Below are 26508 nucleotides of genomic sequence, written 5' to 3' on the forward strand. Positions count from 1 at the left end.
CACGGCTTCACGCGTCTTCCCGCCCGCCGGCCGCGACGGGCGGGAAGACGCCGAGGCGCGGGGCTCAGTGGAAGAAGTGGCGCGTGCCCGTGAAGTACATGGTCACGCCCGCCTGCTTGGCGGCCTCCACGACCTGCTCGTCCCGGATCGAGCCGCCCGGCTGGACGATCGCCCGGACGCCGGCGTCGATCAGGATCTGCGGGCCGTCGGGGAAGGGGAAGAAGGCGTCGGAGGCCGCGTAGGCGCCCCGGGCCCGCTCCTCGCCCGCCCGCTCGACGGCCAGCTTGCAGGAGTCGACGCGGTTGACCTGGCCCATGCCGACGCCGACCGACGCGCCGTCCTTGGCGAGCAGGATCGCGTTGGACTTCACCGCGCGGCAGGCCTTCCAGGCGAAGGCCAGCTCCTTCAGCTCCGCCTCGGAGAGCGCCTCGCCGCTGGCCAGCGTCCAGTGGGCGGGGTCGTCGCCGTCGGCCTGGAGCCGGTCGGTGACCTGGAGCAGCACGCCACCGTCGATGGGCTTGGCCTCGCCCGCGTTCGCGGGCGCGCCCGGGGCCTTCAGCACGCGGATGTTCTTCTTCTTGGCGAGGGCCTCCAGCGCGCCCTCCTCGTAGTCCGGCGCGACGATGACCTCGGTGAAGATCTCGGCGACCTGCTCGGCCATCTCCTTGCTGACCGGCCGGTTCACGGCGATCACACCGCCGTACGCGGAGACCGGGTCGCAGGCGTGCGCCTTGCGGTGCGCCTCGGCGACGTCCGCGCCGACCGCGATGCCGCAGGGGTTGGCGTGCTTGATGATCGCGACGCAGGGCTCGTCGTGGTCGTACGCGGCACGGCGGGCGGCGTCCGTGTCCGTGTAGTTGTTGTACGACATCTCCTTGCCGTGCAGCTGCTCGGCCTCGGCGAGACCGCCGGTGCCGTCCACGTACAGGGCGGCGTCCTGGTGCGGGTTCTCGCCGTAGCGCAGGGTGGCCTTGCGCGTGTAGGTGGTGCCCGTGAAGTCCGGGAAGCGGGAGTCGTCGAGGGGGGCGTAGGACGCGGCGAACCAGGAGGAGACCGCGAGGTCGTACTCCGCGGTGTGCCGGAACGCCTCGGCGGCCAGCCGCTTGCGGGCGGCGAGGTCGAAGCCGCCGTCCTTGACCGCGGCGAGGACGTCGGCGTACCGCTCCGGGCTGGTCACCACGGCCACGGACGGGTGGTTCTTGGCGGCGGCGCGCACCATCGAGGGGCCGCCGATGTCGATCTGCTCCACGCACTCGTCGGGCGAGGCACCCGAGTCGACGGTCTCGCGGAACGGGTAGAGGTTGACGACCACCAGGTCGAACGGCTCCACGCCCAGCTCGGCGAGCTGCGTGCGGTGGCTGTCCAGGCGCAGGTCGGCGAGGATGCCCGCGTGCACCTTCGGGTGCAGGGTCTTCACCCGGCCGTCCAGGCACTCGGGGAAGCCGGTCAGCTCCTCGACCTTGGTGACGGGGACGCCGGCGGCGGCGATCCGGCCTGCCGTGGAGCCGGTGGAGACCAGTTCCACACCGGCCTCGTGCAGTCCGCGGGCCAGCTCCTCCAGGCCGGTCTTGTCGTAGACGCTGACGAGCGCGCGTCGGATCGCCCGCTTGTTGCTCTCGGCGGTCACTGGATAACTACCTTTCGTCCCTCAATGCGGTGGCCGTGCCGGGCGAGCCGCCCCACGACCTCGACGAGCAGCCTTCGCTCGACTTCCTTGATGCGCTCGTGCAGCGCGCTCTCGTCGTCCTCGTCCCGGATCTCGACCACGCCCTGGGCGATGATCGGGCCGGTGTCGACACCGTCGTCGACGAAGTGGACGGTGCAGCCGGTCACCTTGGCGCCGTACGCGAGCGCGTCACGGACGCCGTGGGCGCCGGGAAAACTGGGGAGCAGGGCGGGGTGGGTGTTGACGAAGCGTCCGCCGAACCGGGCCAGGAACTCCTTGCCGACGATCTTCATGAACCCGGCGGAGACCACGAGGTCGGGCTCGTACGCGGCGACGGCCTCGGCGAGGGCGGCGTCCCACTCCTCGCGGGTGCCGTGGTCCTTGACCTTTCGCACGAAGGTGGCGATCCCGGCGCGCTCGGCCCGGGCCAGCCCTTCGATGCCCTCGCGGTCGGCGCCCACGGCCACGACCCGGGCGCCGTACGCCTCGGGCCCGACGGCGGCGATCTCGTCCAGCAGCGCCTGCAGATTGGTGCCGGAGCCGGAGACCAGCACGACGAGGCGCTTGACTGCCGGGCCGGCGGAGGTGGCGGCCACGATGGGGCCCTTTCTCGGGTTGCGATCCGTGTTCGGCCGGTTTGTACGGTCGTACGAATGCTTCGCGCCCCCGGATACGGGGAAGTCTACGAAGCGGCCGGCCGTCAGCAACGATACCGGCACTCCGGACGGGCCCCTCGGGACGGGTGCCCGGCCGGACGGTAGCGTTCGCGGGGAATCACGAGGGAGCAGCCTCGGGAACGCGGTCGTCGTGCGGTGCGTTCACGGGGAGGAAGCTCACGACGGAACCGCCGTAGTCACCTAGGGGAAGACGCTCTTTTGATGCCCGATCGCAGCCTGCGACACCTCACGTTCCCGCCGCGCCCGGCCCAGGGAGGCGAGCGGGGCGCCGCACTGCTGAGGGAGCGTCCGTCCTCCCCGCCCGGCCCCACCCCCGGAAGCGGGCTCGACGGCTCCGGCCAGGGCGGTCCCGGCGGTTCGGGACACGGTGGGCACGGCGGACACGGCGGGCACGGCGGATCCGGGCACGGCGGATCCGGGCACGGCGGGTCCGGTCGGGGTCCCGGTGACCCCGGGCAGGGTCCCGGCGGTTCCGGTCAGGGTGGCGAGCGGCAGGACGACAATCCGTTCGCGCCGCCGCCGGAGGGCACTCCGGACCGGCCCTGGCGTCCGCGGGATCCGGGTGATCCCGGGAGTGCGCAGGGCGCGGGCGGACCGGGGCGGGGTCCCGGGCAGCAGGGCCAGGACCACGGCTATGCCCCGTGGCCGGGCGCCGGTGCGGGGCAGGGCCCCGGGCCGGGTTCCGGTCCCGGGGGCGGGGCGCCCTGGGGCAGTCAGTGGAGCGACCGGCAGCCCGGCCGCTCCCCCGGCGGCTTCGGCGAGCGGCCGGGCAGCGGACCGCAGGGGCCCGGCGGACCGACCGGTCCCGGCATGCGCTGGGACCCGCGGGACCCGGCCCAGCGGCGCGCGCGGTACGCCCTGCTGTCCGGCATGTGGGCGGTCTTCTTCGCCCTGTTCAGCTGGCCGTACGTGGCGCTGCTGCTGGGCGCGCTGTCCCTGTACTGGGGCACCAGCGCGCTGCGCGCCAAGCCGCACGCCCCGGCCCCGGACGCCCCGGCCGGCCCGCCGGCCCCGACCGGCCGGCCCCAGCGGACGTGGGCCGTCGCCGGGCTGGTCACGGCGTCCCTGGCGCTGGTCCTGGTGGCCTCGACCTTCACCGTCCAGCTGGTCTACCGCGACTACTACACCTGCGTCGGCGACGCCCTCACCCACGAGGCCAAGCAGTCCTGCGAGACCCTGCTCCCGCACCAGCTGCGGGACATCCTGGGCGACCAGAACGACTGAGACCGGTTCCCGGCCGAGCGCCGGGGCGGGGAGCACCGGCGACTCGGGCTCGGGCGGACGGACCGGCAGGAGTCACCCGTCCGGGGGTTTCCGCGCGAGGGCGGGGGGTCGGGGCGCACGGCTCCGGCCGGCCGGGACCGGGTCCCGGCGGGACCGGGCGGGCCGGCAGCGAGGCCGTGGCCGGTCCAGGGCATGACCCTGGTCGCCCCGAGACCGGGGACCAGTGGGTGGTGGGAGCTGGAGGGGGCGGCTGTGTCCCGCTCCTCGCTCCGCTCCTCACTCCGCGGAGTGCGGCCGGGTGCCGGGGTGGTGCTCCGGGGCGGCGGGCGGATGCCCGGGCGGCTCCGCGGGTGACGGCTCGGCGGCCGGAGCGGGGGCGGAGTCCGACGCGGCCCGCCTCAGGGCCGCCCAGCGGGAGGCACGGGCCATGTCGTCGTGCCAGTCGCCCGCGCGGGACTCGGTGAACGGCGTCGGGAAGGGATCTTCGGCGGGGAGGAAGTCGTAGAGGTCCTCCTCGGCGGTCTCGGCCGCGGCCTCCGCCTGGACCGGCACCCTCCGCCTGTCCCGGCCCCACCGCCTGGCCCCGGACGCGGTCGCGCCGGTCCCGGCGCCCCCGTGACCGGCCCCCGCCGCGGTCCCGGCGGCGCCCGTGCCCGGCTCCGGCGGCTCTCCCCTGTCCGGCGTCTCCCCGGCCGCCCCCTGCTTCGCCGGGAGAGGGGACGCGCCGGCGGCCGTGCCGCCTCCCCTCTCCCCCGGCGCCCCCTCCTGCGCCGCATCCCCCTCCTCGGCCCCCGGCGCCGGGCCCCCGCCGAGGCGCGGACGCCGGCCGCGCAGCAGCCACCAGGCACGGGCGAGGAGGGCCGCCGGCAGCGCGAACACCGAGGTCCAGACCGCCGCCGCGCCCCCGGCGCGCGCCCACGGCGGGCCCAGTCGGGACAGCGCGGCCACGCCCAGCGGTCCGCCGGCGAGCGCGGTGAGCAGGGCGACGGCCGCCGCGCAGACCACCGCCGTCAGCAGCACCACCCCGGCGGTCTGGCCGACCGTCCAGCGGGCCCGGGCCGGCTCCCCGGGTCCCGGCCGCCGCACCGCCGCCCGCGCCACGAACCACCCCGCCGTCACCGCGGCCACCGCCGGCACCAGCCCCGCCGCCCAGTTCTGCGGCGCACCGGCCCCCGGTTCCGGCACCGCGGCCAGCAGCGGGAACGGCGGCAGCAGCGGAGCGGGGTCGGAGGCGAAGGGACCGACCAGGTGTCCGTCGCCGAGGGCGAAGCCGGGGCCGAGGGCGTAGGACGCGGCCCACAGCGCGGCGTTGGGGATCAGCGCGATGCCGAGCAGCAGGACGGCGAAGCGGCCCGTCCAGCCCTCCGCCAGCTGGAGGAAGGACCCTCGCACCGACGCGCCGTGCCACACCAGCGACACCCCGACCAGCAGGGCCCCGCCGCCGAGGAGCACCGCCGTGGCGGCACCGGCCGCCCGTGCCGCCGCGCCCAGCCGGGCCCGCTCGTCCCCGCCGAACACCAGCCGCCGCACCCGTCCCGGCAGCACCGCGAGCACGCGCAGCACGGGCTCGGGCGGGTGGCCGTGGGCCGACCACACCCCGGCGCCGGCCGCGCCCGCCGCCACCGCCGGCAGGCACACCGTCAGCCAGCCCCAGTGCGGGTGCGGTTCGCCGCCCGCGCAGTACAGCGCCGCTGCGGCACCGACGCCCAGATAGCCGAGGACCACGCCCGTCCACGCCGTGCGCGCGGGCACCGGCGGCGGGCCGTCCGGGTCGGCGGGCGCGTCGGTGGCGTCCCGGGCCGCCCGGTACAGCAGCCACACCGGCAGGGCGAGCAGCAGCAGCGGGGTGACGCCGACGGGCATCGGGGCGCCGGACAGCGTGTCGGCGCGGACCAGTTCGACGCCGTGCGCCAGCAGCCACAGACCGGTGGCGACGTGCAGCGCACCGGCCGGCCCGCTGTCGGGGTACGGCGAGCCGACCCACAGCGCCATCACGAGCACCGCCAGCGAGCCGAGGCCCAGACCGGCCGCGACGGCCCCGGCCAGCAGGCTCGCGGCGAGTCCGGGCGAGCGGTCGCGCAGCCGGGAGAGCGCGGGCGACGACGAGGAGGGGCGAACGGTCATCCGGATCACGCACGCCATGCTCCCAACGACACGCGCTTTCCCGGTGTAACGGGCGAACGCCCGATGTGTCGCCCAATATATGTTTATGTTCTTTTTCGTACGAAAGGGTGCATGGTGACGACGCAGACCACCGCCGGCCCGCCACCGCCGGGCAACCGCCGACGCCTGCGCCGGTCCCGGCCGCTGACGCCGGATCAGAAGACGTCCGGGCGCACGGGCCCGGACACCACGGACGCGGATGCGGAGCAACCGGCCGGCGCACCGTCCGGCCCGTCCCCGCAGCTGACGCCCGCTCAAGCCTTCGACGCCCTCTACGCCTTCTGCGCCCCGGCCCTCGTGCGCCAGACCTATCTGCTCACCGGGCGCCGGGAGCTGGCCCGCGAGGCGGTGGAGCGGGCCTTCCAGCTGGCCTGGCAGCGCTGGCCGGACGTGGCCCGGGACCGGGACCCGGCCGGGTGGGTGCGGGCGGTGGCGTACGACTGGGCGCTCTCCCCCTGGCACCGGTTCCGCCCCCGCCACCGGTCCCCGGAGCCCCCGCCCGCCGAACCGGCCGACCGGGAGCTGCTGCACGCGCTGCTCACGCTGCCGCCGGCCTACCGGCGCACGCTCGTCCTGTACGACGGTGTGGGGCTCGATCTGCCGGAGACGGCGGCGGAGACGGAGGCGAGCACCCCGGCCGCCGCGAACCGGCTGACTCATGCGCGCGAGGCGGTGGCCGCGCGGCTGCCGGAACTGGCCGATCCCGCCGCGCTCCACCGCCGGCTGCTCGAACTGGCCTCGGCCGAACGGCTGAGCGCGGCCCGGCCCACCCACGTACGGACCGGCGGTGAGCGCCGGAACGTCTTCTGGACCCGGGCGGCCATCGCCTTCACGGTCACGATCGTCGGCGCGACGACGCTCACGCTGCGCACGGCGCCGACCCGGTACGAGCCGCCGATCGCCCCGGCGCAGGCGGTTCGGGGAGTACCGGCGGCGGGCGGAATGGGTCCGCTGTCCCGGCAGGAGCGCGCCCTGCGGGAGAAGCTGGCCGGAACGGAGACCAACGGCCCGCAGCGACTGGCCCCGCAGGCCCGGTGAGGACGGCGGCCGGCGCGGCGGCATGCCGCGGCACGGTGGAACGTCGGCAGGCCCGTCCCGGTGGGGGGACGGGCCTGCCGAGGCGGTGCTAAGCCGTTCAGGCCGAGAGGATCTCCCGGGCCAGCTTCGCCGTCTCGGTCGGGGTCTTGCCGACCTTGACGCCGGCGGCCTCCAGGGCCTCCTTCTTGGCCTGTGCGGTGCCGGAGGAGCCGGAGACGATGGCGCCGGCGTGACCCATGGTCTTGCCCTCCGGCGCGGTGAAGCCCGCGACGTAGCCGACGACCGGCTTGGTCACGTTCTCCTTGATGAACGCCGCGGCACGCTCCTCGGCGTCGCCGCCGATCTCACCGATCATCACGATGAGGTCGGTCTCGGGGTCGTCCTGGAACGCGGCCAGGGCGTCGATGTGGGTGGTGCCGATGATCGGGTCGCCACCGATGCCGACGGCCGTGGAGAAGCCGATGTCGCGCAGCTCGTACATCATCTGGTACGTCAGCGTGCCCGACTTCGACACCAGGCCGATGCGGCCCGGCTTGGTGATGTCGCCCGGGATGATGCCGACGTTCGACTGGCCCGGGGTGATGATGCCGGGGCAGTTCGGGCCGATGATGCGGGTCTTGTTGCCCTTCTTGCCGGCGTACGCCCAGAACGAGGCCGTGTCGTGCACGGCGATGCCCTCGGTGATGACGACGGCCAGCGGGATCTCGGCGTCGATGGCCTCGACGACCGCGTCCTTGGTGAACTTCTCCGGCACGAAGATGACGGAGACGTTGGCGCCGGTGGCCTCGATGGCCTCCTTGACGGTGCCGAAGACGGGTACCTCGGTGCCGTCGAAGTCCACGGTCTGACCCGCCTTGCGCGGGTTCACGCCGCCCACGACGTTCGTGCCGTCACCGAGCATGAGCTTGGTGTGCTTCATGCCGGTGGCGCCGGTCATGCCCTGGACGATGACCTTGCTGTCCTTGTTGAGCCAGATAGCCATGGTGGTTTGAGTCCTCGTCCTCGTGCTTACTTGGCGGCGGCCAGCTCGGCGGCCTTGTCGGCCGCGCCGTCCATGGTGTCGACGCGCTGCACCAGCGGGTGGTCGGCGTCCGTGAGGATCTTCCGGCCCAGCTCGGCGTTGTTGCCGTCGAGGCGGACGACGAGCGGCTTCTCGACCTTCTCGCCGCGGTCCTCCAGGAGCTTCAGGGCCTGCACGATGCCGTTGGCGACCTCGTCGCAGGCGGTGATGCCACCGAAGACGTTCACGAAGACGGACTTCACGTCCGGGTCGCCCAGGATGATCTCCAGGCCGTTCGCCATCACCTGGGCGGAGGCGCCGCCGCCGATGTCCAGGAAGTTGGCGGGCTTGACGCCACCGTGCTTCTCACCGGCGTACGCGACGACGTCCAGGGTGCTCATGACGAGACCGGCGCCGTTGCCGATGATGCCGACCTCGCCCTCGAGCTTGACGTAGTTGAGGCCCTTCTCCTTGGCAGCCGCCTCGAGCGGGTTGGCGGCGGCCTTGTCGTGCAGCTCGTCCCAGTCGTGGCGGAACTCGGCGTTGTCGTCCAGCGACACCTTGCCGTCCAGGGCGATGACCTCGCCGGAGGCGACCTTCGCCAGCGGGTTCACCTCGACCAGGAGGGCGTCCGACTTGATGAAGGTGTCCCACAGCCTGACCAGGACGTTCGCGACCTTGTCCGCGACCTCGGCCGGGAACTTGGCGGCCTCGACGATCTCGCGGGCCTTGGCCTCGTCCACACCGTCGATCGGGTCGATCGGGGTCTTGGCGACGGCCTCCGGACGGGTGGCCGCCACCTCCTCGATCTCCATGCCGCCCTCGACGGAGGCGATGGAGAGGAAGGTGCGGTTGGCGCGGTCGAGGAGGAAGGAGACGTAGTACTCCTCGACGATCTCCGGAGCGGTCTCGGCGATCATGACCTTGTGGACCGTGTGGCCCTTGATGTCCATGCCGAGGATGTCCGTCGCGCGGGCAACGGCCTCGTCCGGGGTGGCGGCGAGCTTCACGCCACCGGCCTTACCGCGGCCACCGACCTTCACCTGCGCCTTGACGACGGACTTGCCGCCGAGCCGCTCGGTGATCTCGCGCGCCGCCTCAGGCGTGTCGATGACTTCACCGGCCAGCACCGGTACATCGTGCTTGGCGAAGAGGTCCCTCGCCTGGTACTCGAACAGGTCCACGCGCTTCCGTCCCTATCAGTGATCTCGCGGTTCGTTGGATGCGTGGGCGTGCCGCGAAGGGCAACGTGACGTCCGCTTGTCACAAGGGAGGCGCACACGGTGTCCGAGCGCGCGGCATGTCCGTCTCGCAGGTTATCGCCGCTTGCGGGGGCTCCCTAAATCGAGGGTCACACACGCGCGGTGATACCTGTCACATGATGCCGCATTCCCTGGCACGGGGTGCCGTCCTATGGGTGCCGTCGGGTGTCCGCGGGTGATCCGCGCGGTCTCACCGGGCGCGGACGGGCCCGGTGAGACGCGCGCCGCCGCGTGCTCCCGGCCGGTGTCGAGGCCGTCCGGGTCACACCGGGTCGGGTACCGGCAGCGGGCGCTTCTCCAGGGCCGCCGCCATCACGTCGGGGAACAGGTCGGGGGTGCAGGCGAAGGCCGGTGCGCCGAGCGCGGCGAGCGCCGCCGCGTGCTCCCGGTCGTAGGCGGGCGCCCCCTCGTCCGACAGCGCGAGCAGCGCCACGAACCGCACCCCGGACGCCTGCATCGCGGCGACCCGCTTGAGCATCTCGTCACGGATCCCGCCCTCGTAGAGGTCGCTGATCAGCACGACGACGGTCTCGGCCGGCCGGGTGATCCGCTCCTGGCAGTAGGCGAGCGCCCGGTTGATGTCCGTGCCGCCGCCGAGCTGGGTGCCGAAGAGCACGTCGACGGGGTCGTCCAGCTGGTCGGTGAGGTCGGCGACCGCCGTGTCGAAGACGACGAGCCGGGTGCTGATCGACCGCATGGAGGCGAGGACCGCCCCGAACACCGACGCGTACACGACGGACGCCGCCATCGACCCGGACTGGTCGACGCAGAGGACGACCTCCTTGCGCACCGACCGCGCGGCCCGCCCGTAGCCGATCAGCCGTTCCGGTACGACCGTGCGGTGCTCGGGCAGGTAGTGCTTGAGGTTGGCCGCGATCGTGCGGTTCCAGTCGATGTCGTGGTGGCGCGGGCGCCGGACGCGCGCGCTGCGGTCCAGGGCGCCGGTGAGGGTGGCCCGGGTGCGGGTGGCGAGCCGCTCCTCCAGCTCATCGACCACCTTGCGCACGACGGCGCGGGCGGTCTCCCGGGTGGTCTCCGGCATCGCCTTGTGCAGCGAGAGCAGCGTGCCGACCAGGTGCACGTCGGGCTCCACCGCCTGGAGCATCTCCGGTTCCAGCAGCAGGGAGGCGAGGCCGAGCCGGTCGATGGCGTCGCGCTGCATGACCTGGACGACGGAGGACGGGAAGTAGTCGCGGATGTCCCCGAGCCAGCGCGCCACGGACGGCGCCGAGGCACCGAGCCCGGCCGAACGGTCCCGTCCCGGCTGCGGCCGGTCCCCCTTGCCGTAGAGCGCGGCCAGCGCGCCGTCCATCGCCGCGTCCCGGCCGGACAGCGTGCATCCGGTGCCGTCGGCCTGGTCCCCGCCGAGCACCAGCCGCCAGCGCCGCAGCCGCTCCCGCGCCGGGTCCGCCGCCTGTCCCGGTGCCTGTGCGTGTGCCTGTGCCGGTCCGGCCGTCGTGTCCGTCATGTGCCCACCCCCGCGAGGCTCTCGCGATCCTTCGTGTCCGTCCTGTCCGTGTCCCCGTCCGCCTCCGGGCCGAGCAGCAGCCGCAGCGCCGGCAGTACGGCGTCGGCGCGTCCGGTGTCCGGCTCGGCGGCGAAACCGGGGACCACGGCTGCCCGCGCCGTGCCGTCCGGACGGCCGCCGGGGCCGCGCCGGACCAGTTCGCCGAGGGTTCTGCGCACCCCCGGGTCGTACGCCGCGAAGGTGCGCCGCAGCAGCGGCAGCACGTCGGTGAAGGCGTCCGCCGGCACCCCGGTCAGCCAGGTGTCGAGCAGGCCGAGCAGCCGCTCGTCGTGGACCAGCAGCAGCCCGCCCCCGCCGCCGGCGAACCCTTCGATCCAGGCGGCGGCATCGGCGGGCGGCGTGCCCGGTGACAGCGCGAGCCCCATCAGCCGGGCCGCCTCCTCGGGCCGTGACGCACCGTCGTCCAGCAGCAGCCGCACGGCCCGCCCCCGGATGACACCGGGCACGGTGTCCCGCGACGAGAGCGCCCGCAGCACCGTCCGCCAGCGGTCCCGCAGGCCACCGACGGTGCCGTGACCGCCGGTGGGGAGCGTGCCGTCCCCGCGGGAGGACCGGCCGTCACCGCCCGCCTCCGCGCCGGGGGGCTTCGTGCCCGCCCCGGTCAGGCTCTCCGTCAGCAGGCCCACCGCGGTGTGGACGGCGTCCACGTGGTCGCGCATCTCGTCCGCCGCGTCGGCGTCGAGGGCGGTGCAGGCCGGGGGCAGGCCGACGAAGACGCGCTCGGCGAGGCCCGCGGCGACCTCGGCCAGCGCCCCGGTGTCGGTGCCGCGCACGTCGCCGTAGCGCAGGGAGCGGACCAGGGCGGGCAGGGCCTGGGCGAGGTGGCCGACGTCCGTGTCGAGGGCGGCCCGGTCGGCGAGCACCCGCATGACCACGGGCAGCGCCTCCGGCAGCCCGGCCAGCAGGCACTGCTCGGCGAGCGCGGTGACGTCGGCCAGGGCGCGCGCCGCCGCCGCGTCCGCCTCGGCCCTGGCCCGGGCCGCCGCCCGTACGGTCGTCCCCCACACGCCCGCCTCGGCGACCCGCACCGACAGCTCGGGCTCCCAGCGCAGCCGCCAGCTCTCCCGGAACGTGCCCGTACCGCCCCGGGACCGGACCGGCTCCCCCCAGTCGACGCCGAGCAGCCTCAGCCGGTGCAGCAGCCGGCTGCGCCCGGCGTCGGTGCCGCCGCGCAGGTCCAGCTCCAGGTCGCGCTCCGCTGCCTCGGGCCTGAGCCGCAGCGAGCGCTGCCGCCGGGCCAGGTCGCGCTGCAACGGCACGGCGGGCGCCGACTCCGGCACCTCGCCCAGGGCGTCACCGACCACCAGCCGGTCGTGCACCAGCGCCAGTGGCACGTCCGAGCCCTCGCACAGCACCGCGCGCACCGCGTCGGTGGTCTCACCGAGGCCGGGCAGCGGGCGGCCCCGCAGCGCCGCCAGCGTCTCCGCGAGCCTGACGGCCTCGATGACGTGTGCGGAGGACACGATCCGGTCCTCCTCGCGCAGCAGTCCGGCCACCTTCGTCAGCCATCGCTCCACGGGCCGGTCGGGGGCCCGGAAGAGGTGCTCGTACCAGCCGGGCGACTCGATGCCGGCGCCGTACCCTCCGGCCCGGGCCAGTCTGCGGTGCGTCCAGGGCACCCAGGTGACATCGGTCCTGATCTTCGGCAGGCCCCGGAGCAGGGCGCGGTCGGCGGCGACGGTGGTCTGCTCGCGGAGCGCGGGCACGTGCCACGCCCCGCACACCACGGCCACGGCGCGTCCGAACTCCTTGCGCGCCGCCCGCAGCCGCAGCCGCATGTGGGCTTCGCGGACGAGGTCCCGGCGCCCGCCGGCGCCGTACCGCTCGCGCAGCGCGGTCATGGCCTCCTCCACCGCCGCGAACGGCGCGAAGGGGTCGCCGGCGCCCGGCCCCCGGTGCTCGACGACGTCCTCCCACCAGCGCTCCGGATCGTCGTACCCGGCCGCCTGGGCGAGCACGGCGAGCGGATCGACCCGGATCTCCTCGACGTCACCCGCGCCCTCCCCGCTCCCCGGACCGAGCGCGCACCCGTCCGCACCGCTCACGCCTGCGCCCGGCCCGCCCGCGCCCCCGTCCGCCCCGCCGTCGCGGCCCTCGGAACGTCGCCCGCGGCCGTCGGGACCCCCCTCGCCGCCGTCCGGTCCGCGCCCCAGGTCGTCGCGGCCGTCCTCGTCGCCGGCCGCGTCGTGCTCCCCCGTTCCCCCTCCCTCCCGCCACGCCAGGGTGTGCGTGGCCGGCAGGTCGATGAAGCGGGCGGGGACGTCGTGTGCCAGGGCCCAGCGGACGGCCACCCACTCGGGGCTGAACTCGGCGAACGGCCAGAAGGCCGAGCGGCCGGGCTCGTCGACGGCGTGCGCGAGGAGGGCGACCGGGGGCCGCAGAGCGGGGTCGGCGGCCAGCGGGATCAGCGCGTCGGCCTCGGGCGGGCCCTCGACGAGGACGACGGCGGGCCGGGCGGCGTCCAGCGCGGCCCGCACCGCGCGCGCGGAACCGGGTCCGTGGTGCCGCACGCCCAGCAGCAACGGCCCGGCGTCGTAGGCCGTGCCCTCCCCGATGCCGGTCATGCGCCGGCCTCCCGGCAGGCGCGGTAGAAGTCGGTCCAGCCCTCGCGCTCGCGCACGACCGTCTCCAGATACTCCTGCCAGACGACCCGGTCGGCCGCCGGATCGCGGACGACGGCGCCGAGGATGCCGGCCGCGACATCGCCGGGGCGCAGCACGCCGTCGCCGAAGTGGGTGGCGAGCGCGAGGCCGCTGGTGACGACGGAGATGGCCTCCGCGGTGGACAGCGTGCCGCTGGGGGACTTGAGCTTCGTCCGGCCGTCGGCGGTGATGCCGTCGCGCAGCTCGCGGAAGACGGTGACGACCCGGCGGATCTCCTCGATGCCGTCGGGCGCGGCCGGCAGGTCCAGGGAGCGGCCGAGCTGTTCGACCCGGCGGGTGACGATGTCGACCTCCGCTTCGGCGCTCTCGGGCAGCGGCAGCACCACGGTGTTGAAGCGGCGGCGCAGGGCGCTGGAGAGGTCGTTGACCCCGCGGTCGCGGTCGTTGGCGGTGGCGATGAGGTTGAACCCGCGGACCGCCTGGACCTCCTCGCCCAGTTCGGGGACGGGCAGGGTCTTCTCGGACAGGATCGTGATCAGCGTGTCCTGCACGTCGGCCGGGATCCGGGTCAGCTCCTCCACCCGGGCCGTCATGCCCTCGGCCATGGCCCGCATGACGGGGCTGGGCACCAGGGCTTCGCGGCTCGGGCCGTGGGCGAGGAGCCGCGCGTAGTTCCAGCCGTAGCGGATCGCCTCCTCCGGGGTGCCGGCCGTGCCCTGCACCAGCAGCGTGGAGTCACCGCTGACGGCGGCGGCCAGGTGCTCCGACACCCAGGTCTTCGCGGTGCCGGGGACCCCGAGCAGGAGCAGGGCGCGGTCGGTGGCGAGCGTGGTGACGGCGACCTCGACGATGCGGCGCGGGCCCACGTACTTGGGGGTGATCACCGTGCCGTCCGGCAGGGTGCCGCCGAGCAGATAGGTCGCCACCGCCCAGGGCGACAGCTTCCAGCGGGCCGGGCGCGGGCGGTCGTCCTGCGCGGCGAGCGCGGCGAGTTCGGCCGCGAAGGCGTGCTCGGCGTGCGGTCGCAGCACCTGCGCGGTCTCGTCGCGGTGGGGTGTGGCGGTCGTCGGTTCCGCGGACACAGTCATGGCTGAGGCCCCCTCCAGCTCGGCCGGTTCGGTTCTGGCACCCACCGTGCACCACGCCACTGACAATCGCTGTGACCTGCGCGAACGCGCTCGCCGGGGCGATTGTCAGTGGCGGGGCCTACCGTCGTCGGCATGACTGAGCAGGGGGTGCGCTGGACCGCGGACCAGGTGCTGGCACTGGCGCCTGACGCCGCGTCACACAAGGCGGGGAGCAAGCTCGGGGTGGCCGGGCCGTGGTCCGGGACCGGGAGCGGACAGGGCGCGGTGTGGGGGTTGTGCAAGGGCAGCGGCAGCAGGCCGTACCAGACGGTGGTGGACCTGGCCGGCCCGGCGTACAGGTGCGGATGCCCGAGCCGTAAGTTCCCGTGCAAGCACGCGCTCGGCCTGCTCCTGCTGTGGGCGGGTGACGGGGACGCGGTGCCGGACGGCGCGCGGCCGCCGGACTGGGCCGGGCAGTGGCTCGCGGGGCGGCGCGGCCGGGGGGAGGCCGCAGGGGCACGGGACGGGGCGGGGCCGGCCGGCGGCCCCGCCGATCCGGAGGCGGCCCGGCGGCGTGCCGAGCGCCGGGCCGAGCGGATCACGGCGGGCGCGACCGAGCTGGAGCAGCGCCTGGCGGACCTGCTGCGCGGCGGCCTGGCCGCGGTCGAACAGGCGGGGTACGGCTGGTGGGACGAGACGGCGGCCCGCATGGTCGACGCGCAGGCGCCCGGGCTGGCCGCGCGCGTGCGGGAGCTGGGGGCGGTCCCGGCGTCCGGCGCGGGCTGGCCGGCACGGCTGCTGGAGGAGTGCGCGCTGCTGCACCTGCTCGACCAGGGCTGGCTGCGCCGGGACCGGCTGCCGGACGCCCTCGCGGCCACGGTCCGCTCCCGGATCGGCCTGCCCGCCGCACCCGCCGGCCCGCCGCTGCGCGACCGCTGGCTGGTCCTCGCGCAATACGACGTGGTGGACCCGAAACTGACGACGCGCCGGATATGGCTGCACGGCGCGGAGTCCGGCCGGACCCGGCAGCTGCTGTCGTACGGCGCGGCGGGCCGGCCCCCGGAGCTGTCCCTGCCGGTCGGCCTGGCCGTGGAGGCGGAGCTGACGGCGTATCCGGGCGAGGGCCGGGCCCGGGCCGCCCTGGGCGAGCGGTTCGCCGCGCCGTCCCCGGCCGCGTTCCGCCCGCCGGGGACGACCACCGCCGAGGCGGTGGCCCGGTACGGCGAGGCGCTGCGCGACGACCCCTGGCTGGAGGCGGTCCCGGTGACCCTCGGCCGGGTGGTGCCGGTCCCGGACGGCGACCGGTGGCAGCTGGCCGACGCCGACACGGACACGGCCCTGCCGCTGACCGGGTCCGCCCGCTCCCGGCCCGGCCTGTGGCGGCTGGTCGCGCTGTCCGGCGGCGCCCCCGTCACCGTCTTCGGGGAAGCGGGCCACCGCGGGTTCACCCCGCTCACGGCGTGGCCGGAGGGCGCGGGCGAGGCGGTGCCGCTGTGCTGACCGGCCGTACGGACACCCATGGGCAGGCGGGCGAAGGGGAGGGAACGTGATGAGCGGGACACCGGGCGGCAGGGACACGGCGGTTCCGGACGGCACCTGGGAGGAACTGGTCACGAGCGCGCTCCTCGGCACCGACCGGCGCGCCCCGGCGCGCGTCCCGCCCGGCCGCACGGCACCGGCCGCGCTGCTCGACGCGGCGGCCGCGGCGACGGTGCGACGGCGGGCCGGGCTGCGTCCCGGACCGGCGGCCCGACGGCCCGAGCGGGCGCCCGCCGATCCGCGCCCGCCCCTGCCCGCGCCCGCGGCACGCCGGCTCACCACCCTGCTGGCCGACCGCTCCGGCGGCGCGGGCAGCGGGCGCCGGGGCAGCTCCCCGGACCTGATGGAACTGCTTCCGCAGTGGCTCGCGGCGGCCAACGCGCACGGGTACGCGGCGCCCCCGCAGGTCCTGCCCGCCCTGCTGGACGCGGCCCGCGGCCGCACCGACCTGCGCCCGGCGGCGCTGGCGTTCGCCGGGCCGCGCGCCCTGTGGCTGGCCCGGCTGAACCCGGACTGGCGGTTCGCCCTGCGCGCCGCCCCCGGCGGCGGCGCGGCGCTGCCGGGCCCCGAGGACGCGGAGGCGGTGCGCCGGCTGTGGCAGGAGGGGCTGTTCGCGGAGCGGGCGGCGCTGCTCGGCGCGTTGCGCGCCCGTACGCCCGCGCGGGGACGGGAGCTGCTGGCGTCGACGTGGGTGTCGGAGCGCGCGGAGGACCGCCTGATGTTCCTGGACTCGCTCCGCACGGGTCTGTCGGACGCGGACGAGCCTTTCCTGGAACGGGCGTTGGGCGACCGCAGCCGCAATGTGCGGGCCACCGCGGCGGATCTGCTGTCGGCGCTGCCGGGCTCGGCGCTCGCCGCGCGGATGGCCGTACGGGCGAGGGCGTGCGTGGCCCTGGACCGGACCGGGGACACGCCGGCGATCGTGGTGGAGGCGCCGCTCGCGTGCGACGCGGACATGGAGCGGGACGGCGTGGTGGCCACGCCCCCGGCGGGCCGCGGGGAACGGTCGTGGTGGCTCGGCCAGTTGGTGGAGTCCGCCCCGCTCGGCACCTGGCCGGGGCGGCTGGGCGGCCGGACGCCCGAGGAGATCGTGGCGCTGCCGGTGACGGACGGCTGGCAGGGCGAACTCCACGCGGCCTGGTGCCGGGCGGCGGTCCGGCAGCGGGACGCCGCGTGGTCGCGGGCGCTGCTCGGCTCGCCGTCGGCGCCGGAGGCGGGCGGCCCGGGCGCGGTGTCCCTGGCGGAGCGGGCGAAGCTGCTGGCCGCGCTGGAACCGGACCGCCGGGCCGCGTGGGTGGCCGGGTTCATCGCCACGCACGGCCTGTCGGAGGCGTTCCAGCTGCTCGGGGTGTGCGCGGTGCCGTGGGCTCCGCCACTGGGCCGGGCGGTGGTGGACGCCCTCGACATCGCCCGGGACGCCGGCAGTTACCCGTGGAGCTTCAGCGGGGTGATGGGGCTGGCGGAGCGCTGCCTGGACCCGGCGGAGGCGACGCGTCTGGAGACGCTGCTCGCGCTGCCCGAGGAGCCGGAGGACGCCGCGCCGGGCGCCGGCGGGTACTGGGCGGAGGCGTTCCAGCGGCTGGTCACCACGCTGCGGCTGCGGGCGGAGATGACCCGGGAACTCCGGCCGCCCGCCGCCCCGCGGGAGGAGGGCGCTCAGCCGCCGGACGCGGCCGGCTGACGGACGTTCTCCCGCACCCATTCCACGATCGCCGTGGTCGTCGCACCGGGGGTGAAGATCTCCGCGACGCCCTTCTCCTTCAGCGGCGCGATGTCCTCCTCCGGGATGATGCCGCCGCCGAAGACGAGGATGTCCTCGGCCTCCCGCTCCTTGAGCAGGTCGATGACCGCGGCGAACAGCGTGTTGTGGGCGCCGGAGAGGATGGACAGGCCGATCGCGTCGGCGTCCTCCTGGATGGCGGTTGCGACGATCTGCTCCGGCGTCTGGTGGAGCCCGGTGTAGATGACCTCCATACCGGCGTCGCGCAGCGCCCGCGCGATGACCTTGGCCCCGCGATCGTGGCCGTCGAGCCCCGGCTTGGCGACCACCACGCGGATCGGACCGGCTGCCACACCCATCACTGCCTCCATCAAGCGACCACGGAAGCGATCGCTTCCGTTCCACCGACAAGTACCGCACTTTTGGCGCGTTCCGCCAGCGTCGAAGTGAACGAACGTTATCCCCAGCATCCCGCACCCGGCGGTTTTACGGTGCGCGGCGAGGGGGAAATCACATGGTGGGACATGAGGCGCACGAGGGCCGAGGACGACCTTCGCGTGCCGACAGGAGGTCGGCCGATGAAGGTCACCGGAGCACTGCCGCTCTTTCTCCCGCTCTGCCGCCGGCTGTGGCCGGGCAGACTGGCCGGACCGTCCATGACGCTGCTGCGGGCGACAGCCCTGGACGCCGCCGTTCTGGCGGGCCACCTGCTGCTCTATCCGACCGGCGTGATCCGCGAACGCCACCCCGCCGCCCTGCCCGCCCCGGACGACGGCACCGCCCGGCTGCCGGTCCGCCCCGCCCCGCCGGTCGTGCTGCTGCACGGCTTCATCGACAACCGCTCGGTGTTCGTGCTGCTGCGCCGCGCCCTCGCCCAGCACGGCCGCCAGCGCGTCGAGTCCCTCAACTACTCCCCGCTCACCTGCGACATACGGGTCGCCGCGGAACTGCTCGGCCGGCACATCGAGGAGATCTGCGAGCGCACCGGCAGCGCGCGGGTCGACATCGTGGGACACAGTCTCGGCGGTCTGATCGCGCGCTATTACGCACAGTGTCTCGGCGGTGACGGCCGGGTGCGCACTCTGGTCACGCTGGGCACCCCGCACTCCGGCACCCGGGTCGCGCCGCTGGCGGACGCGCATCCGATCGTGCGGCAGATGCGGCCGGGCTCCGCGGTGATCGAGGAGCTGACCCGGCCCGCGTCCGGCTGCCGGACCCGTTTCGTGAGCTTCTGGAGCGACCTGGACTCGCTGATGGTCCCGCTGGAGACGGCCTGCCTGACCCACCCGGATCTCGACGCGCTCAACGTCCGGGTGACCGGCATCGGCCATCTCGCACTGCCCGTGCATCCGGCCGTGGCGACCGCCATACGCGAGGTCCTCGACGCCCCGCACCCCGGGGACCGGCTCCCCGGCGGCCTCACCGTGGCCTGACGGCGGCCCGGGACCGGCCGGCCGGCGCGCGGGCCGACAGCGGGAGGCGGCACACGGGCGCCTGACAGGCCGTACACAGCCGGCACAAAACGCCGCACGACCTCGAACATTCTTCGAACGCAAAGCCAAAGTCGCGTTGGGAGCCCCCGAAACACGGCCGAATGCCCGTTTACGGCCCACGCGAAACCGTCCGAAGATTGTCGCGCCCAGGTACTGCCGGGTACAGTCGCCGCACTGCTCTGGCAGCCCCTGTTGTCGAGGCGAAAGAGAAGTTGGTGAACGACCGTCACCCGTCGGGGACGATGACCACCCCGGCCCCGGCTTCCGACGCCTCCACCGGGCACTACGCGCCGTACGGAGCCCAGGAAGCCTCCTACGACGACCTCACCACGTACGGCGGATATGACGCCACCGGTTTTACCGATGGTTCCGCGAGCACCACGGGCTTCCACTCCGACCCGCTCTTCGGCAGCCTCCCGGGTGGCGAGCCGACCACCGGCGCGTACGGCACCGCCCAGTGGCAGTCCGGCACCGGCCCGCTCCCGGCCTACGACCCGTACGCGGCCCAGCACGTGGCCGCCTACGACTCCGGGGTCTACGACACCACCGCCTGGACCGTCCCCGTACAGGCCACCGGAAACGATGTCAGCGGCCAGTGGGACACGGGAGCCTGGCAGCAGCCCGACCCGTCGGGCACCCACGATTCCACCCAGCAGTGGGAGTGGGGCACCCAGACCTTCGACACGGGCGCGTACGACGCCACGCAGTGGAACTCCGCCGGGCAGGGCGCGCCGGCCGGGCCCGCGCGGGACGGCGAACCGTTCGACCAGCAGGCCACCGCGGCCTTCGAGGCGGTCGGCACCGACACCCCCGGCGACCCGGCCCCGGCCTACCCGCACGAGCCGTACGCGGAATCCGGGTTCACCGACGCGGCCCCCACCCCGGACGAGGCGGACGCCACCGGCGAACTGCCCGCCGTGACCGTGCTGCTGGACGGCCAGGAGGAGGTCACCCCGGTCCCGGCGGCCCGCGCGGGCTCGCGCGGCGCGGCCCGCTCCCGGCGCCGTACGCCCGCCAAGCGCTCGGCACTGCTCACCGTCGCCGTGCCCTCGGCCTGTGTGATGGGGGTCGCGGGGATCGCCGCCGCCTCGGTCGGCGCGCTCTCCGACGACTCCAAGGAGACCGCCACCACCGCCTCGGACGCGCAGCCGGTCAAGCCGGCGGTCGCCAACAGCAAGCTGGACTCCCAGCTCCAGACCCTCTCCGCCGGCGCCGACGACTTCGCCGACCGGGCGAGCCGCACCCAGGAGCGGATCGACCTCAAGGCGCAGCAGGAGATGGAGAAGAAGAAGGCGGCGGCGGAGGCGGCGCTCAAGGAGCGGCTGCGTCCCAAGTTCGCGCTGCCGGTCGCGCAGCACGGGCTCAGCGCCTACTACGGCCAGGCCGGCATCAACTGGATGTCGGTGCACTCCGGCATCGATTTCCCGGTCTCCTACGGCACCACGGTGATGGCCGCCACCGACGGCACCGTCACCACCAAGTGGAACAGCGCCTACGGCAACATGATGATCGTGACGGCCAAGGACGGCACGGAGACCTGGTACTGCCACCTGTCCAGCTACCGCGTCGCCTCCGGTACGACCGTGAAGGCCGGCGAGCCCATCGCCTACTCCGGCAACTCGGGCAACTCCACCGGCCCGCACCTGCACTTCGAGGTCCGGCCGGCGGGCGGGTCGGCGATAGACCCCCTGCCGTGGCTGCGCAGCCACGGCCTCGACCCCACCTGACCCGCGGGGCCCCGCTCGCCGGCGGGGCCCTTCTTCCACGCGGCTACAGCTTCTCCACCGGCGCGTACCGCAGCAGCAGCCGCTTCGGCTTGGTGTCGCCGAAGTCGATCGTCGCCTCCGCGTTCGCGCCCGTGCCCTTCACCGCGACGACCGTGCCGAGCCCGAACTGGTCGTGGGTGACCCGGTCCCCGACGGCCAGCCCGACCACCGGCTTCTCCGCCGTGCGCCGGGTGGCGAACCCGGACGCGCCCGACGCCGAGGAACGCGACCGGGTCGAGGACAGCGAGGCCGCGATCCCGGACGCCGGCGCCGTGGCCGTGGCCCCGGTCCGCTTCCACTCCACGTGGGCGGGCGGGATCTCCTCCAGGAAGCGGGAGGGCGGGTTGTACGACGGCTGGCCCCAGGCGCTGCGCATCGCCGACCGGGTGAGGTACAGCCGCTCCCGCGCGCGCGTGATGCCCACGTACGCGAGGCGCCGCTCCTCCTCCAGCTCCTTGGTCTGGCCGAGGGCCCGCATGTGCGGGAAGACGCCGTCCTCCATGCCGGTGAGGAACACCACCGGGAACTCCAGGCCCTTGGCGGTGTGCAGGGTCATCAGCGTGATGACGCCGCCGCCGTCCTCCTCGTCGGGGATCTGGTCGGAGTCGGCGACCAGGGCGACCTGCTCCAGGAAGTCGGCGAGGGTCCCCTGCTCGCCCTCGCCGCGCTCCTGCTCGAACTCCAGGGCCACGGCCGCGAGTTCCTGGAGGTTCTCGATCCGGGTCTCGTCCTGCGGGTCGGTGGAGGACTGCAGCTCGGCGAGGTAGCCGGTGCGCTCCAGGACCGCTTCGAGCACGGTGGCCGGTCCGGCACCGGACTCGACGATCGTGCGCAGCTCCTCCATCAGCGTGTTGAACCGCTTGACCGCGTTGGTCGAGCGCGCGGCCATGCCGTACGCCTCGTCCACCCGCTTCAGGGCCTGCGGGAAGCTGATCCTCTCGCGCTGGGCGAGGGCGTCGATCATCGCCTCCGCGCGCTCGCCGATGCCCCGCTTGGGCACGTTGAGGATGCGGCGCAGCGGCACCGAGTCCTCGGGGTTGGCGAGGACACGCAGATAGGACAGGACGTCCCGGACCTCCTTGCGTTCGTAGAAGCGGACGCCGCCGACGACCTTGTAGGGCAGGCCGACGCGGATGAAGACCTCTTCGAAGACACGGGACTGGGCGTTGGTGCGGTAGAAGACGGCGACGTCCGAGGCGCGCGCCTGGCCCGCGTCGACCAGGCGGTCTATCTCGTCGGCGACGAACTGGGCCTCGTCGTGCTCGGTGTCGGCGACGTACCCGGTGATCCGGGCGCCCTGGCCGGCGTTGGTCCACAGGTTCTTGGGGCGGCGGGACTCGTTGCGCTCGATGACCGCGTTGGCGGCGGACAGGATGGTCTGCGTGGAGCGGTAGTTCTGCTCCAGCAGGATCGTCGTCGCGTCCGGGTAGTCCTCCTCGAACTGGAGGATGTTGCGGATCGTCGCGCCTCGGAAGGCGTAGATCGACTGGTCCGCGTCACCCACGACGCACAGCTCGGCCGGCGGGATGTCGTGCTCGCCCGGCGGGGTGTCCGCCTCGCCGGCGGCGCGCTCCCCGGTGCCGACGAGTTCCCGTACGAGGGCGTACTGGGCGTGGTTGGTGTCCTGGTACTCGTCGACCAGGACGTGCCGGAAGCGGCGGCGGTAGTGCTCGGCGACGTCCGGGAAGGCGCGCAGCAGGTTGACCGTCGTCATGATCAGGTCGTCGAAGTCCAGCGCGTTCGCCTCGCGCAGCCGCGACTGGTACAGGGCGTAGGCCTGGGCGAGGGTCTTCTCGAAGCCGTCGGCGGCCCGGGCGGCGAAGTCCTCCTCGTCGATCAGCTCGTTCTTCAGGTTGCTGATCTTGGCGCTGAAGGACTTGGGCGGGAAGCGCTTGGGGTCGAGGTCCAGGTCGCGGCAGACCAGGGCCATCAGGCGCTTGCTGTCGGCGGCGTCGTAGATCGAGAACGACGAGGTGAAGCCGAGCCTCTTGCTCTCCCGGCGCAGGATGCGCACGCACGCGCTGTGGAAGGTCATCACCCACATCGCGTGCGCGCGCGGGCCGACGAGCTGCTCCACGCGCTCCTTCATCTCGCCCGCGGCCTTGTTGGTGAAGGTGATCGCGAGGATCTGGCCCGAGTGGACGTTCCGCTCGGCCAGCAGGTGGGCGATGCGGTGGGTGAGCACGCGGGTCTTGCCGGAGCCGGCGCCGGCGACGATGAGCAGCGGGGAGCCGGCGTGCACGACGGCGGCGCGCTGGTTCTCGTTCAGCCCCTCCAGGAGGGCCGCCGCGTCCAGCGCGGGGCGCGGGGCGCCGTCGCGGTAGTGGGTGTCCCGGTCCGGCGGCACGTCGAACTTCCCGCCGAACAGATCGTCCGGAATCGGCTCCGGAACGTGGTCGTCCTCGGGCGGCGGCTCCTCCTCGTGCCCGCGGGGGGTCTGGAGGTCCGCCAGGAAGCTGTCGTCAAAGAGGCTGCTCATCGCTCTACGAGTCTAGGGCGCCCCACCGACAACCGGTCGCCGTCCCCGGAACATGGCCCGTTCCCGGGGTGGTTGGTCTTTCGCGCGTACGGCGTGACCCGGCGGAAGCACCTGGTCACCGACGCGCGCACCGCCCCCAGGTCACGGAAACGTATCGGACAGGGCGCACGCCGACCTTCACAGAAGACTCACGAGTTGGCTAGGTTGCCGTCAGGCCGCACGACACCCTCTCCGGCGAACGTCGCCGGTCCGTACGGCCTCCGCCGAGTCCGGCGCCCCGCACGGCGCCCGGAGCCGGGGACCCACCGATCCCGGGGCGAAGCGGCCGGCTCCCGCCCGGGACGACGCCGCAGGGCAGCCCTTCCCGGCGTCCGCCCGAACCCACCCGGCAGGCGGCAGCACGGAAGGAGTCGCCTCCCTTGGCGTCGCACCGCAAGCCGCGCCCCGGCGGCACCCAGCCGACGGACATCCGCTCCACCGCCACCGCCGCGCCCACCTCCCTGACCGTGCTCACCCAGCCCGCCGGGGCCCTCCCCCCGACCGGCCGCCCCGGTCCCACCCCGGAGGAGATCGAACGAAAGATCGAGGACTTCTACCGCCAGGCGGAGGCGGCGATGGAGACGACGGCCGGGAGCGGCGGCACTCGCGCGGGGCACGCGGCTCGGGGTGGGCGGTTCGGCCGTGGGCAGCGGGCCGGCCTCGGAGATCGGACCGACCGCGGGGGGCCCGGGGCGCGCGGGGACCTGGCCGGGGGCGCCGGGCGCGCCGCCACTCCCGCCATCACCCCCACCGGACCTGCGCCCCTCACCGCACCCCTCCAGGCCGCTCCGACACCCCCCGAGGCCGCTCCGGCCCCGGTGGTCGCGCAGGACGCCCTCGCGGTGGCGGCGTCGGCGGAAGGCCGGCCGGACACGTCCGCCGGCGGCCCCAAGGCGGCCAAGGCCGCCGCCAGGAAGAAGCTCGCCCAGGCGCGCGTGCTGCTGTCCCGGCAGGGCGCCCACACCTCCGCGGCACCCACCGGCGCCCGCGCGACCAAGGCCGGCAAGGCCGTCGCCTTCGCCCGTGCCCAGCTCGGCAAGCCCTGTGTGTGGGGCGCCGCGGGCCCCGGTTCCTACGACTGCGCCGGACTCACCCAGGCCGCCTGGAAGTCCGCCGGCGTCACCCTCCCGCGCACGGCGTCCGCGCAGGCCGGCGCCGGCACCCCGGTTCCGGCTGCCGGGGCCCGCGCCGGTGACCTCGTCTTCTTCCACGACGACGCCGGCCACGTAGGGCTCTGCACGGGCGACGGCATGATGATCCACGCGCCGAGGCCGGGCGCGTACGTCCGCGAGGAGCCGGTCTCCGCGCTCGGCGAGGCGGCCGTCCACAGCGTGGTCCGGCCGGGCTGACGCCGGGGCGCGCCGGGGATCAGGTCCAGAGGACGGCGATGAAGATGTTGGCCATGGTCAGCAGCCCGACCAGCCCGAAGATCCCCTTGTCGATCCGCTCCTCGTCCCGCTTCACGTAGACCAGGCCGAGGATCACGATCAGCAGGGCCAGCTTCACCCCGAGCTTGATGTTGTTGAGATGGTGGTCGTCGGCCTGGTTGAGCCCGACCAGGGCCACGCCGGTGACCAGCATCGTGATCGCGCCGTGCAGCATCCCGGGCACGAACCGGGCCGTGCCCTGGCCCATCGCCTTCATCTGGGTGAGGAAACCGCCGAGCAGCGCGGCGATGCCGATGATGTGCAGGCCGACGAAGAGATGGATGAGTACGTCCATGGAGCCGGAGCCTAGCCAGCTCCCACCCGTCGCCCTGCCACCGGCCCCCGCCGGCAGCCGGTGCCCGCCTCCCGGAGCCGCCTTCGCCATGCCCCGGCCGGATGGCGTGTGAAGGCGCCTCGTAGCACCCCACCGCCCCGCCAGTCACCGCTTCCCCGTTTCGATCACCACGCTCCGTGAAAACGACGACTCCGGACCGACCACGTGATCACCTCCGGCCACACCACGATCAGCGGGAACCAGTTCCGCACACCCTGTCACCATCCCGTCACCATCCGTTCTAATGTCCTCCCCCGGGTGACCGGCTCCCCATTGCCGCCCGGACCGCGGGCGGCAACCGGCCACCACCGCCGAGAAGGACCCGGCGGCGGCCACTCCCCTGCACGGGCCGCCCCGGGGCGCGCGTACGACCGAGGGGTCGTACGAGTCGTACGGAAGGACGTGACGGTTCCAGGTGGCAGCCCACCGCAAGCCCCCGCAACGCCCGCTCACCGGCCATACGGTCCGGACGGTCGCCACGCTCGCCCTGGCGGGCGCGGCCACCGCGACCTGCTTCGACGGGACGGGCCAGGCCGAGCCCCGGCTCACGCCGGCCCAGGTGAAGGCCCGGGTGGACGCGCTGTACCGGGAGGCCGAGGCCGCGACCGAGAAGTACAACGGGGTGAAGGAGGAGGCGGACGCGGCCCAGCGACGGCTGAGCGCGCTGCAGGACCAGACCGCCCGCAGGCAGGTGAGGCTCGACGCGGCCCGGGACGCCCTGGGCTCGATCGCGGCCGCTCAGTACCGGGACGGCACCATCGCCCCGGCCTGGCAGCTGGCCCTCTCCAGCGACCCCGACCGGTATCTGGACGGTGCCGCGCTCGCGGAGCGGGCCGGTGACCGGCAGGCCGCGGCGGTGTCGCGGGTGCGCCGGCAGCTGCGGGAGATCGAGCGGCTGCGCGGTGCCGCACGCGTCGAGGTGAGGTCGCTGCGGTCCCGGCAGGCCGAGCTGCGCCGGCAGAAGAGGACCGTCACCGGCAAGCTGGACGAGGCCCGGCGGCTGCTCGCCCGGCTCACCCCCCGCCAGCGCGCCGAGGCCACCACCGCCGGCGCCCCGGCCGGACACGTCTCCCGGTCGGCCGCGGATCCACGGGAGCCGCTGGAGTGGGCCGGATCCGTCCCGGCACCCGGCGGACGCGCCGCGGCGGCCGTCGCCTACGCGTACGGCAAGCTCGGCAGCCCCTATGTGTGGGGCGCCACCGGGCCGAACGCCTTCGACTGCTCGGGCCTGGTCCAGGCCGCCTACCGTGCCGCCGGTCTCTCCCTGCCGCGCACCTCCTACGCCCAGATCAACGCGGGCCGGCGGGTCTCCCGCTCCGAACTGCGGCCGGGAGACCTGGTGTTCTTCTATCCCGGCATCAGCCACGTCGGCATCTACGTGGGCGGCGGCCGGATGATCCACGCCCCCAACCCGTCGGCTCCGGTCCGGCTGGCGCCGATCGACCAGATGCCGTTCGCGGGAGCGACCCGGGTGGCGTGAGGG

At 74.7% G+C, this 26508-nt stretch carries 19 protein-coding genes; 8 read left to right on the forward strand and 11 right to left on the reverse strand.

Features of this window, described 5'->3' with window-relative positions; all coding sequences use genetic code 11:
* Positions 1-64 precede the first annotated feature (64 nt).
* Both purH and purN read right to left on the reverse strand, forming a co-directional pair.
* The gene (gene purH, locus ACZ63H_RS00315; protein WP_469860670.1) at positions 65-1627 is read right to left on the reverse strand and encodes a bifunctional phosphoribosylaminoimidazolecarboxamide formyltransferase/IMP cyclohydrolase; all 1563 of its coding nucleotides are present in this window, start codon (positions 1625-1627) and stop codon (positions 65-67) included.
* Positions 1624-2262, reverse strand: a complete 639-nt coding sequence (gene purN, locus ACZ63H_RS00320; RefSeq protein ID WP_469860672.1) for a phosphoribosylglycinamide formyltransferase — start codon at positions 2260-2262, stop codon at positions 1624-1626. The genes purH and purN overlap by 4 nt, the downstream gene beginning before the upstream one ends.
* Before the next feature lie 282 nt (positions 2263-2544).
* Between purN and ACZ63H_RS00325 the strand changes: the two genes are divergently transcribed.
* A complete protein-coding gene (locus ACZ63H_RS00325) occupies positions 2545-3567 on the forward strand; it encodes a hypothetical protein (protein ID WP_469860674.1) in 1023 nt (340 codons plus the stop codon).
* 276 nt (positions 3568-3843) lie between these two features.
* Here ACZ63H_RS00325 and ACZ63H_RS00330 read toward each other — a convergent pair whose 3' ends face one another.
* Complete coding sequence (locus ACZ63H_RS00330) at positions 3844-5691, reverse strand: cell division protein PerM (RefSeq protein WP_469860676.1); 1848 nt, start codon at positions 5689-5691, stop codon at positions 3844-3846.
* 111 nt (positions 5692-5802) lie between these two features.
* Between ACZ63H_RS00330 and ACZ63H_RS00335 the strand changes: the two genes are divergently transcribed.
* Complete coding sequence (locus tag ACZ63H_RS00335) at positions 5803-6768, forward strand: RNA polymerase sigma factor (protein WP_469860678.1); 966 nt, start codon at positions 5803-5805, stop codon at positions 6766-6768.
* 97 nt (positions 6769-6865) lie between these two features.
* Here the strand turns inward: ACZ63H_RS00335 and sucD are convergent, their stop codons facing one another.
* The 5 genes from sucD to ACZ63H_RS00360 form a co-directional block, all read right to left on the reverse strand.
* Complete coding sequence (gene sucD / locus ACZ63H_RS00340) at positions 6866-7750, reverse strand: succinate--CoA ligase subunit alpha (RefSeq protein WP_469860680.1); 885 nt, start codon at positions 7748-7750, stop codon at positions 6866-6868.
* A 26-nt stretch (positions 7751-7776) separates the two neighbouring features.
* The gene (gene sucC, locus ACZ63H_RS00345; RefSeq protein ID WP_469860682.1) at positions 7777-8952 is read right to left on the reverse strand and encodes an ADP-forming succinate--CoA ligase subunit beta; all 1176 of its coding nucleotides are present in this window, start codon (positions 8950-8952) and stop codon (positions 7777-7779) included.
* 340 nt (positions 8953-9292) lie between these two features.
* The gene (locus tag ACZ63H_RS00350) at positions 9293-10498 is read right to left on the reverse strand and encodes a VWA domain-containing protein (protein ID WP_469860684.1); all 1206 of its coding nucleotides are present in this window, start codon (positions 10496-10498) and stop codon (positions 9293-9295) included.
* Entirely contained in the window at positions 10495-13122 is a 2628-nt protein-coding gene (locus ACZ63H_RS00355; protein WP_469860686.1) for a DUF5682 family protein, read from the reverse strand. The genes ACZ63H_RS00350 and ACZ63H_RS00355 overlap by 4 nt, the downstream gene beginning before the upstream one ends.
* Entirely contained in the window at positions 13119-14249 is a 1131-nt protein-coding gene (locus ACZ63H_RS00360) for an ATP-binding protein (protein ID WP_469860688.1), read from the reverse strand. Before ACZ63H_RS00360 ends, ACZ63H_RS00355 begins: the two co-directional genes overlap by 4 nt.
* Positions 14250-14381: 132 nt before the next feature.
* On the opposite strand from ACZ63H_RS00360, the gene ACZ63H_RS00365 reads away from it, so the two are divergent.
* Complete coding sequence (locus tag ACZ63H_RS00365) at positions 14382-15728, forward strand: SWIM zinc finger family protein (RefSeq protein WP_469860690.1); 1347 nt, start codon at positions 14382-14384, stop codon at positions 15726-15728.
* Between the two features lie 49 nt (positions 15729-15777).
* Positions 15778-17448 carry a DUF5691 domain-containing protein gene (locus ACZ63H_RS00370; protein WP_469860692.1) on the forward strand — a complete coding sequence of 557 codons (1671 nt, stop codon included), beginning with the start codon at positions 15778-15780 and terminating at the stop codon, positions 17446-17448.
* On the opposite strand, the gene ACZ63H_RS00375 is transcribed toward ACZ63H_RS00370, so the two are convergent.
* A complete protein-coding gene (locus tag ACZ63H_RS00375; protein ID WP_469860694.1) occupies positions 17424-17846 on the reverse strand; it encodes a cobalamin B12-binding domain-containing protein in 423 nt (140 codons plus the stop codon). The two genes, ACZ63H_RS00370 and ACZ63H_RS00375, sit on opposite strands and share 25 nt — an antisense overlap.
* A gap of 219 nt (positions 17847-18065) precedes the next feature.
* On the opposite strand from ACZ63H_RS00375, the gene ACZ63H_RS00380 reads away from it, so the two are divergent.
* Both ACZ63H_RS00380 and ACZ63H_RS00385 read left to right on the forward strand, forming a co-directional pair.
* Entirely contained in the window at positions 18066-18920 is an 855-nt protein-coding gene (locus tag ACZ63H_RS00380) for an esterase/lipase family protein (RefSeq protein WP_469860696.1), read from the forward strand.
* 275 nt (positions 18921-19195) lie between these two features.
* Positions 19196-20707, forward strand: coding sequence for a M23 family metallopeptidase (locus ACZ63H_RS00385; protein ID WP_469860698.1), 1512 nt, complete (start codon positions 19196-19198; stop codon positions 20705-20707).
* Between the two features lie 43 nt (positions 20708-20750).
* Here the strand turns inward: ACZ63H_RS00385 and pcrA are convergent, their stop codons facing one another.
* On the reverse strand, positions 20751-23225 hold the full coding sequence (pcrA, locus tag ACZ63H_RS00390) for a DNA helicase PcrA (protein WP_469860700.1): 2475 nt from the start codon (positions 23223-23225) through the stop codon (positions 20751-20753).
* Positions 23226-23644: 419 nt separating this feature from the next.
* Between pcrA and ACZ63H_RS00395 the strand changes: the two genes are divergently transcribed.
* Positions 23645-24613, forward strand: a complete 969-nt coding sequence (locus tag ACZ63H_RS00395; protein WP_469860702.1) for a C40 family peptidase — start codon at positions 23645-23647, stop codon at positions 24611-24613.
* A gap of 19 nt (positions 24614-24632) precedes the next feature.
* On the opposite strand, the gene ACZ63H_RS00400 is transcribed toward ACZ63H_RS00395, so the two are convergent.
* Positions 24633-24986, reverse strand: a complete 354-nt coding sequence (locus tag ACZ63H_RS00400) for a hypothetical protein (protein ID WP_469860704.1) — start codon at positions 24984-24986, stop codon at positions 24633-24635.
* Between the two features lie 454 nt (positions 24987-25440).
* On the opposite strand from ACZ63H_RS00400, the gene ACZ63H_RS00405 reads away from it, so the two are divergent.
* Positions 25441-26505, forward strand: a complete 1065-nt coding sequence (locus ACZ63H_RS00405) for a C40 family peptidase (RefSeq protein ID WP_469860706.1) — start codon at positions 25441-25443, stop codon at positions 26503-26505.
* Positions 26506-26508: the final 3 nt, after the last annotated feature.

Source organism: Streptomyces sp. NPDC104831 (genome assembly GCF_055583025.1).

What these genes read in the sequence shown, in the direction of transcription:
- ACZ63H_RS00380 (WP_469860696.1), top strand. Translation starts at nt 18,066, where the DNA reads ATGAAGGTCACCGGAGCACTGCCGCTCTTTCTCCCGCTCTGCCGCCGG.
- ACZ63H_RS00355 (WP_469860686.1), bottom strand. Translation starts at nt 13,122, where the DNA reads ATGACCGGCATCGGGGAGGGCACGGCCTACGACGCCGGGCCGTTGCTG.
- ACZ63H_RS00375 (WP_469860694.1), bottom strand. Translation starts at nt 17,846, where the DNA reads ATGGGTGTGGCAGCCGGTCCGATCCGCGTGGTGGTCGCCAAGCCGGGG.
- ACZ63H_RS00350 (WP_469860684.1), bottom strand. Translation starts at nt 10,498, where the DNA reads ATGACGGACACGACGGCCGGACCGGCACAGGCACACGCACAGGCACCG.
- ACZ63H_RS00365 (WP_469860690.1), top strand. Translation starts at nt 14,382, where the DNA reads ATGACTGAGCAGGGGGTGCGCTGGACCGCGGACCAGGTGCTGGCACTG.
- ACZ63H_RS00360 (WP_469860688.1), bottom strand. Translation starts at nt 14,249, where the DNA reads ATGACTGTGTCCGCGGAACCGACGACCGCCACACCCCACCGCGACGAG.
- ACZ63H_RS00330 (WP_469860676.1), bottom strand. Translation starts at nt 5,691, where the DNA reads ATGACCGTTCGCCCCTCCTCGTCGTCGCCCGCGCTCTCCCGGCTGCGC.
- sucD (WP_469860680.1), bottom strand. Translation starts at nt 7,750, where the DNA reads ATGGCTATCTGGCTCAACAAGGACAGCAAGGTCATCGTCCAGGGCATG.
- ACZ63H_RS00325 (WP_469860674.1), top strand. Translation starts at nt 2,545, where the DNA reads ATGCCCGATCGCAGCCTGCGACACCTCACGTTCCCGCCGCGCCCGGCC.
- ACZ63H_RS00335 (WP_469860678.1), top strand. Translation starts at nt 5,803, where the DNA reads ATGGTGACGACGCAGACCACCGCCGGCCCGCCACCGCCGGGCAACCGC.
- ACZ63H_RS00400 (WP_469860704.1), bottom strand. Translation starts at nt 24,986, where the DNA reads ATGGACGTACTCATCCATCTCTTCGTCGGCCTGCACATCATCGGCATC.
- pcrA (WP_469860700.1), bottom strand. Translation starts at nt 23,225, where the DNA reads ATGAGCAGCCTCTTTGACGACAGCTTCCTGGCGGACCTCCAGACCCCC.
- ACZ63H_RS00370 (WP_469860692.1), top strand. Translation starts at nt 15,778, where the DNA reads ATGAGCGGGACACCGGGCGGCAGGGACACGGCGGTTCCGGACGGCACC.